The 14,939-nt window shown below is 51.1% G+C and carries 12 protein-coding genes; 4 read left to right on the forward strand and 8 right to left on the reverse strand.

The features are described 5' to 3' along the window. Positions 1-67 precede the first annotated feature (67 nt). Complete coding sequence (locus tag GA0061071_RS04705) at positions 68-517, forward strand: hypothetical protein (RefSeq protein WP_082794187.1); 450 nt, start codon at positions 68-70, stop codon at positions 515-517. Positions 518-616: 99 nt separating this feature from the next. On the opposite strand, the gene GA0061071_RS04710 is transcribed toward GA0061071_RS04705, so the two are convergent. The 8 genes from GA0061071_RS04710 to GA0061071_RS04745 form a co-directional block, all read right to left on the reverse strand. Further along, on the reverse strand, positions 617-1,939 hold the full coding sequence (locus GA0061071_RS04710; protein ID WP_088237312.1) for an ABC transporter substrate-binding protein: 1,323 nt from the start codon (positions 1,937-1,939) through the stop codon (positions 617-619). Next, positions 1,932-3,005, reverse strand: coding sequence for an ABC transporter ATP-binding protein (locus tag GA0061071_RS04715; protein ID WP_088237313.1), 1,074 nt, complete (start codon positions 3,003-3,005; stop codon positions 1,932-1,934). The genes GA0061071_RS04710 and GA0061071_RS04715 overlap by 8 nt, the downstream gene beginning before the upstream one ends. A gap of 4 nt (positions 3,006-3,009) precedes the next feature. Then, positions 3,010-3,834: a phosphodiesterase gene (locus GA0061071_RS04720; protein ID WP_088237314.1), complete on the reverse strand. Its 825-nt coding sequence runs from the start codon at positions 3,832-3,834 to the stop codon at positions 3,010-3,012. Between the two features lie 11 nt (positions 3,835-3,845). After that, positions 3,846-4,733 carry a carbohydrate ABC transporter permease gene (locus GA0061071_RS04725; protein ID WP_061498025.1) on the reverse strand — a complete coding sequence of 296 codons (888 nt, stop codon included), beginning with the start codon at positions 4,731-4,733 and terminating at the stop codon, positions 3,846-3,848. Further along, positions 4,723-5,595: a carbohydrate ABC transporter permease gene (locus GA0061071_RS04730; protein WP_061498023.1), complete on the reverse strand. Its 873-nt coding sequence runs from the start codon at positions 5,593-5,595 to the stop codon at positions 4,723-4,725. Before GA0061071_RS04730 ends, GA0061071_RS04725 begins: the two co-directional genes overlap by 11 nt. 194 nt (positions 5,596-5,789) lie before the next feature. Further along, the gene (locus tag GA0061071_RS04735; RefSeq protein WP_088237315.1) at positions 5,790-6,887 is read right to left on the reverse strand and encodes a reverse transcriptase family protein; all 1,098 of its coding nucleotides are present in this window, start codon (positions 6,885-6,887) and stop codon (positions 5,790-5,792) included. A gap of 151 nt (positions 6,888-7,038) precedes the next feature. Further along, entirely contained in the window at positions 7,039-9,141 is a 2,103-nt protein-coding gene (locus GA0061071_RS04740) for a retron Eco8 family effector endonuclease (RefSeq protein ID WP_088237316.1), read from the reverse strand. Positions 9,142-9,471: 330 nt separating this feature from the next. Further along, positions 9,472-11,631, reverse strand: coding sequence for a TonB-dependent siderophore receptor (locus GA0061071_RS04745; RefSeq protein ID WP_088237317.1), 2,160 nt, complete (start codon positions 11,629-11,631; stop codon positions 9,472-9,474). A 402-nt stretch (positions 11,632-12,033) separates the two neighbouring features. Between GA0061071_RS04745 and GA0061071_RS04750 the strand changes: the two genes are divergently transcribed. Genes GA0061071_RS04750 through GA0061071_RS04760 form a run of 3 tightly spaced genes read left to right on the forward strand, consistent with a single transcriptional unit; the run spans position 12,034 to position 14,932 of the window. Further along, positions 12,034-12,861: an ABC transporter ATP-binding protein gene (locus tag GA0061071_RS04750; protein WP_088237318.1), complete on the forward strand. Its 828-nt coding sequence runs from the start codon at positions 12,034-12,036 to the stop codon at positions 12,859-12,861. Next, entirely contained in the window at positions 12,858-13,883 is a 1,026-nt protein-coding gene (locus tag GA0061071_RS04755; RefSeq protein ID WP_088237319.1) for a FecCD family ABC transporter permease, read from the forward strand. The genes GA0061071_RS04750 and GA0061071_RS04755 overlap by 4 nt, the downstream gene beginning before the upstream one ends. Continuing rightward, complete coding sequence (locus GA0061071_RS04760) at positions 13,880-14,932, forward strand: FecCD family ABC transporter permease (RefSeq protein WP_088237320.1); 1,053 nt, start codon at positions 13,880-13,882, stop codon at positions 14,930-14,932. Before GA0061071_RS04755 ends, GA0061071_RS04760 begins: the two co-directional genes overlap by 4 nt. Positions 14,933-14,939 lie beyond the last annotated feature (7 nt).

Below are 14,939 nucleotides of genomic sequence, written 5' to 3' on the forward strand. Positions count from 1 at the left end.
ATGGTCATTAACGGGTTCAGGTGCGTTTAAAAGGGTAACAACATTTAAGGATGAAAAGGAATAGCTCATGCGCACTATCAGTAAACACGCTGCGTTAATGTTTAGCGTGCTGAAGTGGGGGATATTATTTGTTGTCTCATTGGGTCTCGTGCTGTTTTTTTTGCTTTGGCTGATGCTTTCCAGTCTGGGCGAAACCACGGTGTACACCGAACAAAATTTATGGGATTACCACACACTGACGCAGGATGCGATTGCGCACGCCCCAAGAATCAGCGCGAATTATCACTTTGAGTTCCACAATGGTGATGGTTACCCATCATCGAATAGCATCATTTTTGAGGATGCCCGCAACATTGAGGCATTGCGGGATTACGTGAAAAGTATGGGTTACCAGCGGGACCCAAGCCTGACATACGGTGCGGAGGAATGGCGCAAACCGGGCGTGCCGGGGGCAAACACGTTTTCAATCTATTATGACCCTAAAACCCGGCAAGCGACGCTAAGTATTTTCTTGTGAAGTTGGTAAGTGCTCACCGGAGTAGTAGCGTCTGCATATCATCAACCGTTTACAGCACTCAGCAACGTACCCCGCTTCCCTGCGGGGTAACGCGGCGTTTTATTTCACGGCCTGCAGCGCCGTTTTCTCAACATACGGTTTCATCAGCGTGTCGGCTTCTTTCTGCGCCGCCTCGGCGGCAGCTTCCGGGGTGACTTTCTCGTCGTTCACCACTGCCGCAAGCTGGTTTTCCATCGCTTTACGTACGGCCACCGTTTCATAGGTCGAATACCACGGGTGCGCATACTGCAACTGTTCCAGCGCGATAGCGGCGCGCGGATCCTGCTTCAGGTACGCCTTCATCTCCGGCGTATCGTACGAGGCTTTGCGCGGTGAGAAGTAGCCGGTGAAGCGGCTCCATGAACCGTTCACTTCCGGGCTTACAAGATAGGTCAGGAACTGATAAGCCGCTTTTTTCTGTGCATCGGAAATGCCCTTAAAGCTCACCAGACTGGCACCGCCAATCGGTACGGCGCGTTGCTCCTGCGCGGGCATCATCGCCACGCCCAGTTCGAAATCCTTGGTGTTCTCACGCATAAAGCCCAGTGCACCGGTGCTCAGCATCGCCATCCCCAGTTTGCCGGAGAAGAACGCCGCGCTGATCTGCTTGGAGTTCAGCACACCGGAGGGCATCACTTTGTCTTTGTAGATCATGTCCTGCCAGAAATGCAGCGCACCGATAGTGGTCGGGGCGTTGTAATAGACTTCGCCTGGGTAGTTTTCGTTGAAATAGTTGCCGCCGTTGGCGCGAACCAGCGAAGAGAAGATCCAGCCGCCGTAATCGTCGTTGGTGGAGGGCAGCATAATGCCCCACTGGCCTTTGCTCTGGTCGGTCAGTTTTTTCGCGTCCTCGAGCAGCTCTTTCCAGTTCTGCGGCGGTTGTTTGATACCCGCCTGATCGAACATCGTTTTGTTGTAATACAGAATCGGCGTCGAGTTGTGGAACGGAATGGCGTAAGTCACGCCCATCACCTGCGCGTTTTTGTGCATGGCCGGCCAGAACGCATTTTGCAGGAAATCACCCGCTTTTTGGTCGCCGAATTTAAACAACTCGTCCATCGGCAGGATCTCATCTTTCAGCGCCAGGTCGGTGGTGAAGTTGGCGGACATGATCACCAGCGCGGGTGGCTGGCCCGCTTTCTGCGCGGATTCGGCTTTCATTTTGGTGGTGTCATAGTTGCCGGTAAAAATCCCGCGTACTTCCACTTCTTTTTGCGAGTCGTTAAAGGCGTTAATGATTCGCGTCATCTCCATGGTCAGTTTGCCGTCCACCGGGGCGGGAAACATAAAGTCGATTTTCTCCTGCGCCAGCGCAGTACCGCTTATCGCAAGGGTGATGCTGTAAGTAAGCGCTCGCAACGTCTTTGTCAGAGGCTTAGGCATGGTCTCTCTCCTGGTGTAAGTTAAGCCGCGTTTCGGCATTAAAAAGATGACAATCAAGGGGTGAAAAACCGACGCTGAGTGTGTTCCCTTTGTTGGGAACATCGCCCCGGTGTCGGCGGATATAGCGCAGGTTGCCGATCGGCGTGCTGACGTGAAGCTGATAGTCAGCGCCCATCAGCTCTCGCTGAATGACGGTAGCGGGCAATACCAGGTGGCCTTCTTCCGGCGCATCAGTAATGTGCTCCGGGCGGATGCCCAGCCATACGTTATGTAAATCAGCGGCATGTGCGGGAAGCGGCAGACGCTGTTCACCCAGAAGTACCTCACCGTTTGCACACGGCAGCGACAGCAGGTTCATCGCCGGTGAGCCAATAAACCCGGCGACAAACAGGTTCGCCGGGTGGGCGTACAGGTGTTCCGGGCGGCCAACTTGCTGCACGTGACCACCGTTCATCACCACAATGCGGTCGGCCATCGACATCGCTTCCGTCTGATCGTGCGTCACGTAAATGGTGCTGGTCTTTAGCTGCTGGTGCATCGCCATAATGCTGTCGCGCACTTCCGTACGCAGACGCGCATCGAGGTTGGAAAGCGGTTCATCCATTAAGAACAGCGTCGGATTGCGCACGATAGCGCGCGCCATGGCCACGCGCTGACGCTGGCCGCCGGAGAGTTTCGCCGGTTTGCGATCCAGCAGGCTGTCGAGCTGGAGCATCTGCGCCACGCGATCCAGTCGCGGCTGCCAGCTGGCTTTCTCTTCGTTGCGCACTTTCATACCGAAGGTGATGTTGTCGCGCACGGAAAGGTGCGGAAACAGAGCATAGTTCTGGAAGATCATCGCAAAGTTACGCTCACGGGGCGAACGCGCAGTGATCTCTTCGTCGCCCAGCCAGATAGCGCCTTCGCTGACACTCTCCAGCCCGGCGATCAGGCGTAGCAGGGTGCTTTTACCGCAGCCAGAGGGGCCAACCAGTACCACAAACTCACCGTCGTGGATATCCAGCGACAGCGCGCTCAGCGCGGCTTTGCCCTCGAACTGTTTACTGACGTTTTGCAGTTTTAACATGTGCTTAGCGCTCATCTACCGGGCAACTGATCTTCTCGTCATACAGCCACGGGCCTGCGTAATGCGACAGAGGATGCTGGTAGCTGACCCATTGATCGCCGATCTGGCGGTGCATCAGGCATGAAGCAGGCGACAGATCGTAATACGGGCGGGTATCTTCATGACAATAGGGTACCTGGTGTACGGTCGCCGGAACGGTGGCGATCGTTGCCTGGCGGTACTGGGTCAGAGTCAGACTGTGGTTATGACCGCAGAAAATGCGGATCAGCGACGGGAAGCGCTCCACCAGTTTCAGTAGCAGATGGCCGTTTTCACAGGCGATGCGATCCATCTGCGCGTTACCCAGCGGCAGCGGCGGGTGGTGCATAAACACGGCGGTGGGTTTGTCGCCGCCCGTGATTAACTGCGCTTCCAGCCAGTTCAGCGTCTCGCTGGTCAGCCAACCTTTTGACTCCCCGGCGAGGCTGGAATCAATAAACAGCAAGCGGGTAGCGAAGTCATCGATGGCGTAGTGCATATTCTGCGGGTCGCTACCAAGCTGCGGGCACAGCGGGTGCAGGTACTCCAGAAAGTGGGCTTTGTTATCGTGATTACCCGGAATAACAAACAGCGGGTAGTCGAGCCCGCCGAGGATCTGGCGCGCCACGCGGTACTCTTCCGGGCGGCCACAGTTCACGATATCGCCGCTGACGATAACCGCATCCGGGCGTTCGCGCAGGGCATTCAGTTGGCAGACCACGTCGGCATTGCCCGCGTTAATGTCGATAAAGCCATACAGCTTCTCGTTCTGACTGCGAAAATGGGTGTCGGAAATTTGCGCTAAAAACATCACTGCACTCCTTATTTAATGCCGGAGAAGCCAAAGCTCCGGAGAAACTGTTTTTGAAAAGCAATAAACGCCACCATCAGCGGCAGGCAAACCATTAACGTTCCGGCGCTGATCATGCCCCACTGACCGCCGGACTCGGCACCCATGGCGAAAGAGACCAGCCCGACTGTCAGCACTTGTTTGTCCGGATCGTTGAGCATCATCAGCGGCCATAAATACTCGTTCCAGTGGTAGGTAATGCTGACGGTGGCAAAGGCCAGCACTGAGGGCCATGACATGGGCAACATCACGCGGAACAGCACCTGCCACCACCGACACCCCTCCATCAGCGCCGCTTCTTCAATCTCTTTCGGGATGGCGAGAAACGCCTGGCGCATCAGGAAGACGCCGAACGCGGAAGCGAAATAGGGCATCATCACGCCCGTCAGGGTGTTGAGCAGGCCGAAGGTTTTCAGCGTCAGCATGTTGGGGATCATCATCACCACCGGCATGATCATCAGCTGCACCAGGAACAGTACGAACAGGGTCTGCTTGCCGCGAAATTCATGGCAGGCAAAAACGTATCCGGCGGTGGTAATGGTGATGAGCTGCACCGCAAAGGTGCCGAAGGCGAAAATCAGCGTATTGGCGTACAGGCTTAGCCAGTTGGCGCTGGCCCACGCGTCGCGGAAGTTATCCAGCGTCAGCGGCAAGCGAGGCAGAATCGATGCCATCCCCTCGCCAAAGGTGGTGGCGCTGAAGGCGGAAGAGAGCATCCAGATAAACGGGCTGATCCACAGCAGTGCGAGGCAGATCATTAACGCCGCGAGGGTGATCGGGCGTGAGTGGCGCAGACGCAACCACAAAGGACGACTCACGGACGGTGCACGCGGGATGGCGGGTGAAATCTCAACGCTCATAATGTGCTCCTCTCTCAAGCAGTTTCAGGTTAACCAGCGAAAAGATGAACAGGCCCGCCAGCGTCAGGAAGGTCGCGGCGGAGGCTTTGCCAAGATCGTGCGTGTCCCAGGCGAGGTTCTGGATGTAATAGAGCAACACGGTGGTAGCGTTATCCGGCCCACCGCGCGTCATTACGGCCACGTGGTCGATCTGGGTGATGGAGTAAATCAGCGCCGTGGTGATGACAAAACTGATGGTCGGGCGCAGCAGCGGTAGGGTGACCTTGAAGAACACTTGCGTAGCGGTTGCGCCCTCCATCACTGCCGCTTCCCGGGTAGATGCCGGAATGCTTTGTAACCCGGCCAGAAAGAACAGCATGTAGTAGCCAGCAAACTTCCAGACGCCGATCAGCGCCAGGGCGAATAGCGCACTGTTGCTGCGTCCGAGCCAGTTGTTGTTCATCGGGCCAAAAATCTGTGCCAGATAGTGATCGAGCATGCCGAGGCCGGGCATAAAAATGAACAGCCACAACGCTGCGGCACTGACCATCGGGATAATCATCGGGAAGAAGAAAGCGGTGCGCAGCCAGCGGTTTATGCGGTGGTTTTCCCACAATGCCACCGCCAGTAACAGCGCCAGCGTCACGCCTGGAATAACAGTCAGCAGGATGTAAATCAGGTTGTTGAACAGGGATTGCCAGAAAACGGTGTCTTCCAGCAGACGGGCGAAATTGCCCAGTCCGACATAGGGGGCGTTGTCGCTTGCCATACGGGTGTCGAACAGGCTGTCATACACCGATCGCAGCAGCGGAAACCAGGTGAACAGCGCCAGGAACAGCAGCGATGGCGACAGGATCAACCACGGAAGCCAGTATTTTCTCATAAGCGTTTCAAAGCAAATTTACGGGTTTTGAAAGCCAGAGAGTCTGTGAAAGTAATGCTGCAAAAGGATGGCGTAAAGGTGACTGTTTAATGAACAGGTGTTCATTGGGAGATGAGGTGGGGAAAAAAAAAGGCCCGATGAGCCTTGCATCATCGGGCAATAATATGGAGATGAGAGTAGTAAGCTAATATTTTCTAAATGATATAACGTTCAATTTCTTTTGTTAATTTACTGTATTTTTCAATGTGTTCATCGGCAATGCAGAAGTTTTTTTTATCATGCTGAATTAATGATATTAAAAAAGAACGGTAACCTTTTAGCTTGTTCTGTAGTTGTGTTTCAATATATTTGATAAAAAAAGCATAATCTTTTTTGTAGATAAATTTATGGTTATCGTAGCTTTTTCCAAAATGTTTTTTCATGATCGTTGAAGGGCTTTCTTTTTCTCGTAGTGAATGCAGTATCTTGTGTATTATCTCTGTTTTTTTATTCGAAATGCGAATGTGTCCTGTAGGTTGTTCATAGTTTTGATGTGGAGATTTTCTAAAAATAGGTCTTTCATTTTGGATGACATAACCATTCAGTGATATGGTGTTTTCGCAGGCAATGGTCTTTGTTTTGTTTATCTTGAGATTGATAGTGGACAGTAATATGGCTATCTCAGTTTGAAAGCTTCTGTCATGTAGTACCCTTTTGGTGTTGGCTGAAAATAACATATCATCCGCATAACGAGTATAGATGATGTTTTTCCCTTCACAATATTTTTGAATTAAAATATCAATTGGCCTGAAGATAATGTTTGAAATCACTGGCGATGATGGATATCCGATGGGAAGAACCTGTTTATTTCTGAGTTCCGTGATAGGGAAACTGGCCGATGCTTTATGTGTTATTGCGTCCATGACAATGTTGTAAGGTGAAAATTTATTCCCTTCTTTATCTTGGCTAAATAAACTTTTGGCTAGATTTTCTACAAGGGAAACATCGATGCTATAAAAGAACTTTTTGATATCTAACCTTAAGAAATAATAATTCTTTATATGTGGTGTTAAAAAATCAAGATAGGATTTGTTCTTTACAAAACCACAGGCTGAACTATTCAGTGGGATACGGGAGAAAATAATTTTCGTTAAGGCATGGTTTATGGCCTTATGATTAGTTGAGTCTGAAATGACACAACAAAACTCTTTACCTATCTGGCATTCAGCGGATGTAGGGACGAAAGTATTGAATAAATCTGTATTGCCTTTAAGAATGGTTCTGATAAAAATTTCATTATTAATTAATTTCATTAGTGCTTCAACCCGATACAAAGAACAATGTTACACCGTAGGTGTGCTTTCCAGCGACTAATCACACCTGATGCTAACTAGTCACTCGTGGGCTATGTCAAAAGACAGGAGGGACTAGCCCTCAGATACTCACCTAAGCTTATATCTCCCGTTAACTATCGGGTTGAAGCCTTTGGATAATATCATGAAATTCAGGGAAGTAAAATTTGAATATGGTATTGAAAGATTTTTTTTGTCGTTTGCTTTGAGCTTCAATAAAATCGAGAGCAAAATTGATGAAACTGGTTGCCCAGCCGTCTGTTTTTTTCAATGATTTGTTTTTCATTGAATTCTTCTCAATGTAGGCCATTAATCTTTTGGCTTTCAGACTGGTACGCAGCAGTTTTTCAGGGACCGGTGATCCAGTCTTTATCGCATTCGCATATACTTCAAGGTTGAAAATACTGTAATCCCATAAACTGTCAGTTTTGCCATTAAAGATTACCCTGAAGAAGGTGAGCAGCATTCTTTGATCTAAACTGTTTCGAGTGTTAACACGGCTTTTAATTTTTTTAATATTAACACCTCGCTCCTTTTCAAGCCATTTATAGAATAGCGACGCTGAATTTATATTAATAAGACATCCTTCAAAGGTGTTTTGATTAATATAGAAATTTTTGAGAAGTAGATATTTTTTTATGGCTGACCGAAAATTCTCTATCATGTCCTCATCAACAAATCGCTGTGTTGTTTCGTTTATAGACACCTTGCTGTCGATAACATCGATGATCGATTTTATATTTTTTGCTATTTCAATATATTTTGGGTTATAACCTAAAGAATATTTTCTGAAATCCTTTTCAAGGATAGGCTTTTTGAGGCTGTAATAGTTACCGTTTTTTTCTGTGCTAAGTGTATAGTTACCGGGAGTTCCGGTTATTTTCCATGCTTTATCGGCATCGAAAAGAAATAAATAGGGTATAGAGCTATTTGCGTAAGATGGATTGACCCTTTCACCAATAATGTTGCTGCTACTTTTATAAACATCGATTTCATTTAAGTTTGGAAAGTGCTGTGCTAATTTTGCATTACCGAATACTTCTTGCTCTGTTTCTCCCTCAACGAATAGAATGAATTTACTGAAATACAGGCGTGCTTCATTATCGCTAAAGATATTAATGAAACTTTCATTGTTAAATGTCGAATTGAGATAGTCGATATGAGTGGTGCTTTGTCTGTTTTTTCTAAAAAATAAAATAGATTGCTTATCGCGAAAGCTTTTAATGATCTCTTTAACAATGTTCGACGAATGAGTCGACATGATTATTTTAGGATTGGGAGTCTTGCCAGCTATAGCTTTGTAAGCGTAAGAACGATAAATTTCCTTAATCAACATTTCGTTCATTTTTGGATGCAGGCCTAATTCTGGTTCATCAATAAAGACAAAGGGGGTAATGTATTCTCGTTTCGCTATTGTGATAAGAATATTAAGAAAGGTTTTTATAAAGTGGAAAGAGTTAGTGCCATCTGATTGATATATAAGTTCGTTCTCTTCAATTTCAAACTTATACCCTTTAAGACCCGCTTTGATATAGGAAAGTATTTTCTCTTTTTGTGTGCTTTTCTGCGTTTTTAGGATTGTGTTTAACTCCTCTATATATTTCTTGTAGGAGTGTTCAGAATCAGTGTTTATAGCTTTATCGAAAAATTCTATTACTGTGCTGTTATTTGTCTTTGATAAATTAAAAGACTTTAGTCGTGCGACCAGATCCCATAAACTGTCCCAGTCATGAAGATTCATATGCCGTGGTTCAATATGAAAAAAAGGATAAAGATATAAAATTAAATCTCGCGTTTGCTTATCTTTCGTAGACCAACGTATTGAATTATCACTGTAAATATGAAGCGTTAACGTAAAAAAAGTTGGATTTTTATTGTAGCGGGAGGCACTGAAGAACCCCCTCATATGAGCCGGGATAAGCTTTCTTAAAATATAATTGAAATATTTATTCCCTGAGTTTTTTCTAGCTATTCTATAAATCCTGGTGGTGTCGTAGGTGAGCGTAATCGCCCCTTTGTACGAATAGTTCGAATGTAGTTTAGGTGGCAGACTTTCCTTTCCATCTAGAGTGTCATAGAAAAATTTAACTAATTTTAGTAGGTTGGATTTTCCTGCGTTGTTCTTGCCAACGATGCAATTAATGTCTTTTATTTGATCGATCTTTATTGAGTCAAAGGATAGAAGGTTAGTTATTTCGATAGACTTTATTGTCATCGGTCGTCTCTTAATAATATTTAAAATTCACTGTTTATCTTTGAATTGGGGAAGTCCGGCTTTCGCTTTCGCTGCTTGAGATACGCTACCGCCCTCAGAGATAGCCTCTGATCGCAGAATGGTGGGATGTGTTACCTATCCTGACAAGATAATTTTCAAAATCAAGTACCGAGAAAGAGTAGTAAGCAAAGGGTAATATTTCTGTGGTAACAGGAGAGGATGTTCTTAACGCGATAGAGTGGTGATAGCGCTGTTGAGGCTGCTGTCTATAGATAGTAAAAAAAGCCCCGCATCATGCGGGGCAATCTCTGACACGCTTCATGGGTGATATCAGAAATCCATCTTCACCGTAAATTGCACTTCGCGTGGGGCGCCAATCTGGTTACCCAGATTATTGGTGGCGATAGACGAGGTGTAGTAGGTCTTATCGAAGATGTTTTTCAGGTTAACCTGTAAGGTCACCGGGTATTGCAGCTTCATTTTGTAAGCGGCAAACGCATCGGCAACAACGTAGCCCGGCAGGTAGTAATCTGCGCCGTTGGTGGCTGAACGGCGGCTTACACCGTGGCCACCGCCACCAAAGGTCAACGTATTGCCGGCAAACACGTTATGAATGTCGTACGTCAGGAACAATGAACCGGTGTGGCGCGGAACGTTCGGCAGCGGTTTCCCGGCGTAATCCGGGTCTTCCAGCACTTTGGCTGCGGTGTAGCTGTAGCTGGCGATCACATTCATGTTCGGCGTCAGCGAACCGGCCAGATCCATTTCCACGCCCTGCGAGCGTACGCGACCGGCGGTTTTCGCTACCGTTTCATTACCCACGATCTCGCTATACAGCACGTTGCGCTTATGGATATCAAATGCGGTGATATTGGCGGTAACACCGTCGAACAGATCAAATTTTGCGCCAACTTCGTAAGATGTTGATGTCTCCGGCGGCAGATCGCCGATATAGCTGGCAATAGACGACTGCGGCATAAACGCTTTCGCCACGTTGCCGAACAGCGAAACCGACGGCGTCAGCTTGTACACCAGACCGAATTTCGGCGTCCATTTCTCGTCGCTGCTGTCGGTGTTGACGTTGAACGGGCGGCCCTTGCCCGCATACTGCGTGTAGTACTGATAACGCATCCCGGCTACCGCTATCCATTTGTCCGTCAGGTACAGCGCATCCTGTGCATAGGCGGAGTAACTCTCCTGTTGAATGGTCTGATCGCTGTCGGACGCCGAAACCGATGTACACTTGCTGGCCTTGCCGTAGGTCGGGTTGTAAATATTGAAATCTTTGACATTTTTACAGCGGATCATGTCGGTACGCAGCAGATCGTAATATTCATACGATACCCCCGTCAGGATCTCATTGTAGAAGCCGCCGATATCCACATTCCCTTGCAGATCCGCCCGCGTGCTGTGCATGCGCTGGGTTGAGCCCTGGGTTGCGTCCACGCGGCGGGTCAGGTTGCCGGTTTTTGCATCGTAGGCCATCACGCGCGACTGGTTATCGCTGTACTTATCCTGGCTGTAACCGTACTCGATTTTCCCGGTCCATGCGCTGTTGAAGCGGTACTCGGCATTTAATTGCGCGATATCGGATTCGCCATCGGTGATGTTAAAAGGTTCATCAAAACGGGTTTTCCTGTCGACATTCACTGCCTGTTTGGTGGTGAGATCGAAGAGGGTGCCGCGATCAAACGGTGTTTGATAATCGCGGTGTGAATACATCACGTTGACGGTGGCGTTATCACCAAACCAGGTCAGCGACGGTGCAATAAAGGTGCTCTTTTCCTTGCCGAAATTGCGCCAGTAATCCTCATTCTGGTACTCGCCAATCAGACGATACGCCAGCCGCGTTCCGTCAATCGGGCCGGTGACGTCAAACTGCCCGGTGCCGCCGCCAAAACTGGACGAAGTGGCGGAGATCGTGCCGCCAAAGGTAGTTTCCGGGCGTTTCGTGACAACATTGATAAGCCCGCCGGGATCGAGGATGCCATACAGCGTGGAAGCCGGGCCTTTCAGCACTTCCACACGCGATGTAGCGGCATTAAAGCTGCGTGGCACCACGGTGCGCAGGCCATTGGTCATAATGGAGCCGTCACGGTTGGCACCAAATCCCCGGCGGACAAACGCATCCTGCGTACCGCCGAGCGTGTTGGTCTGCACCACGTTACTGACGTTATACAGCGCTTCATCGAGGCTGGTTGCGTGTTGGTCTTCCAGCACTTCATCGCTCACCGTGTTGACCACCTGCGGGATATCCAGCATCGGCATTGAGGTTAGTGTAGCGGTGGAGGTATTCAGCGGTTGGTAGCCGGATGTCGCCTGTTTATCGGCGGAAGAAGCATCTGCCAGCACCGTAAGCGTATCGCCGTCGCTGGTCTGATCGGTTTTGGTCGCCGCGTGTGTAAAAGGGGTGAAGACCGATCCCAAAACGATCGCGGAGAACAGCGCGCGACCTTTCGGCCCGGTAATACAACGAGTTAACTCAGCCATGTAATCTACTTTCCCGAAAGGATCCTGCGAGCCATGCAGGAGTGAACGTATTTTTAGTCATTGCTCTTTTGCACCTGTCTACCCGTTAGCCGCTGCTTCGGCGTCGGATATGTAATTGAGAATCATTCAATCATGGTGTTTTGTAGTAGTAAATGGAAAAAGTGAGAATTTCGCTACAGCACTTCGTTGCGCCAGATCAGCCGATTTAAAGCCACTCTGTTAATGTGTAACTAATTGAATATAAAAATATAATATTAAAAATGTCAGATGGGGTTCTGTTGTAGTGACAGCCCTGTAAACGTTGCGGGTTTATCTCCTTATCAGGCTTGACTACTACAGTGGCAAACGGCAATATCGAAAAGAGAATGATATTTATTTTTATTTGTAAGGGTAGCGCGCGTCATGCCACAGTCAGTGGAAAATCTAACCGCAGAGCAAGGGATCGTACTGGACGCGTTATCCGCGGGCTATCACCAACAGGTTATCGTCGACAATATCAGCCTGGCCCTCCCAGCCGGGAAGATGACCGTGCTGGTGGGGGCTAACGGTTCGGGCAAATCCACGCTGCTTGGCACGATTGCCCGCATGCTGAAACCGCTTGGCGGCAGCGTGCTGCTTGATGGCAAAGCCATTCATCAACAGCCAACCAAAGCCGTCTCCCGGCAGTTAGGTATTCTGCCGCAGTCGCCAATTGTGCCGGAAGGATTGACCGTGTTTGAGCTAGTGTCGCGCGGGCGTTTTCCATGGCAGAGCTTTATGCGCCAGTGGTCGGAAGACGATGAGCTGGCAGTGCAGGAAGCGCTCAATCTTACCGGGACCGCCGGGTTTGCCCATCAACCCGTCGACAGCCTCTCCGGCGGGCAACGTCAGCGCTGCTGGATCGCGATGGCGCTGGCGCAGCAAACGCCGGTGATCCTGCTGGATGAACCCACCACCTTTCTCGATCTGCGCTACCAGGTAGAGATCCTCGAACTGCTGCATTCACTGACGCGCCATCATCACCGGACAGTCGTGGTGGTATTGCATGATCTTAATTTTGCAGTGAACTACGCCGACACGTTGGTGTTCCTCAAACAGGGGCGCTTACAGGGCGTGCTCCACGAAGGGGATCCCTGCACGCCAGAGCTGATCAAAAACGTCTTCGACGTTGACGTGCAGATGTCGCTGAACCCGCTAACCGGAAAACCCTTCTTTATGCCTTTCCGCAAACCTTATGGAGACGGCGCGTGAGCGCTGTGCCGCTTGTCGCCCGCCGCCGTGCCGGGCGTACGGGGATGACGTTTGTCGTGTTACTGCTGCTGTTGCTGGCGGCGGGTATTGCGCATTTGGGGCTGGGGGCGCGTTATATAGCGCCGCCTGCGGTTATCCGGGCGCTGGTGGATTTTGATGCCCGTAATTTCGATCATCGCGTGATCGTCAGTCTGCGCTTGTTGCGTCTGGTGGCAGCACTGTTTACCGGCGCGGCGCTGGGTGTCGCCGGGGCGCTGTTGCAGTCAGTGATCCGCAACCCATTGGGCGAACCGCATATCCTTGGCCTCAATGCTGGCGCGGCGCTGGCCGTGGTGGCGACCACTGCGCTGGGCGTCAGTCTTGGGGATTCCTCTTTCAGCCGCCCGCTGATTGCCGCAGGCGGTGCCGCGGCGCTCTTCTCGCTGGTGATGGCTCTCTCTGCGGCGGGGCGTGCGGGGTTTACGCCGATGAAAGTGACGCTCTGCGGCGTGGCGCTGTCAACGTTTGCCTCCTCCATAACTGCGGCGATCCTGATCTTTGATGAACAGACGTTGTTGAGCATGCGCACCTGGCTGGCGGGGGATCTCGCCGGGTTGAACTGGGCGTTGATTCAGCCTGCAGCTTTTGCTGCGCTGGCCGGGTTTGTGTTGGCTCTCTGGCTGTCGCCATCGCTGAATATGCTGGCGCTGGGCGATAGCATGGCGCGTGGCCTGGGGGTGTCGCTGGTGCGCACCCGCGTGCTGTCGCTGCTGGCTATTGCGCTGCTGTGCGGTGCGGCGGTGTCGGTAGCCGGTCCCATCGGTTTTATCGGTCTGGTGGTGCCTCATATGGTGCGTCGGTTTGCCGGGGACGATTTGCGCGCCGTGGTGCCGCTGTCGGCGCTGGGGGGCGCGTTACTGTTATTACTGGCGGATATCGCTGCCCGGATGTTGCTGTCACCGCAGGAACTGGCGACTGGCGTGATGACCGCGTTGGTCGGTGCGCCGCTGTTTATTGTGCTGGCGGCGAGGTTTTTTAAATGAAGGGAAGGCTTCACCACACCGGGTTGTATGGTGTGCGTATCGGCGGTTTTTCCCGTTTGTTACGCCCACACGCGCTGCGTTGGCTTGCCGGGCTTGGTGTTCTGGCGCTGGTGCTGCTGCTCTGTGGTGTCACGCAAGGTTCGTTGCCCGTGCCGGCATCGGCAATAGGTCGCGCGCTGTTTTACTCTGCAACGCTTAGCGCAGAGCAGCAGTATGTGGTGTGGGATATTCGTTTGCCTCGGGTGCTGATGGCGCTGTTGTGCGGCGCGATGCTGGGTATGGCAGGGGCAGCGATGCAGTCGATAACCCGCAACGGACTGGCGGATCCGGGGCTGATTGGCGTGAAAGAGGGGGCCAGCGTGGTGGTATTAACGCTGGTGCTTGCGTTCCCAGCGGTGGGGTTGGTGTGGCGTCCGCTGGCGGGTATGGCGGGCGGTCTGCTGGCGGCAGGACTGGTTATGGGACTGGCGAGGGATGTCTCGCGCCCGCGTTTTGTCTTGCTGGGGATTGGCGTCTCCTGGACCTTTGCTGCCGGTATCGGCGTGTTTATGACCACCGCCGATGTGCGCGATGTGCAAACCGCGATGATGTGGCTGGCGGGAAGTCTGCATGCCGCCACCTGGCCGCTGCTGGTGGTCGCGTTGTGCTGGGCGCTACCTGCAATAGTGATCCTGCTGTTAACGGCGCGCGGCGCTGATGTGGCGTTGCTGGGAAAGCAGGCGGCAACCGGTCTTGGCGTCCGCCTGGCGCGACTTGAATTGCTACGCATTACTGCCCCGGTGTTGCTGACCGCTGCCACGGTTTCTTGCGTCGGCAGTATGGGATTTGTCGGCCTGATTGCCCCGCATATGGCGCGTTTTCTGCTACGCGGCGGCCAGCGCGCGTTGCTGTGGGGCAGCGCGATGCTGGGCGGGTTGCTGGTGTTGCTGGCGGATTTGCTCGGTCGGCTGGCTTTTGCGCCATTGCAAATTCCCGCCGGGATTGTGATTTCACTGGTCGGCGGACCATTTTTCCTGTTGCTGCTGTGGCAGCGGCGGGATCGTTTATAGATCCTGA

Source organism: Kosakonia oryzendophytica, assembly GCF_900094925.1.
GTDB lineage: Bacteria > Pseudomonadota > Gammaproteobacteria > Enterobacterales > Enterobacteriaceae > Kosakonia > Kosakonia oryzendophytica.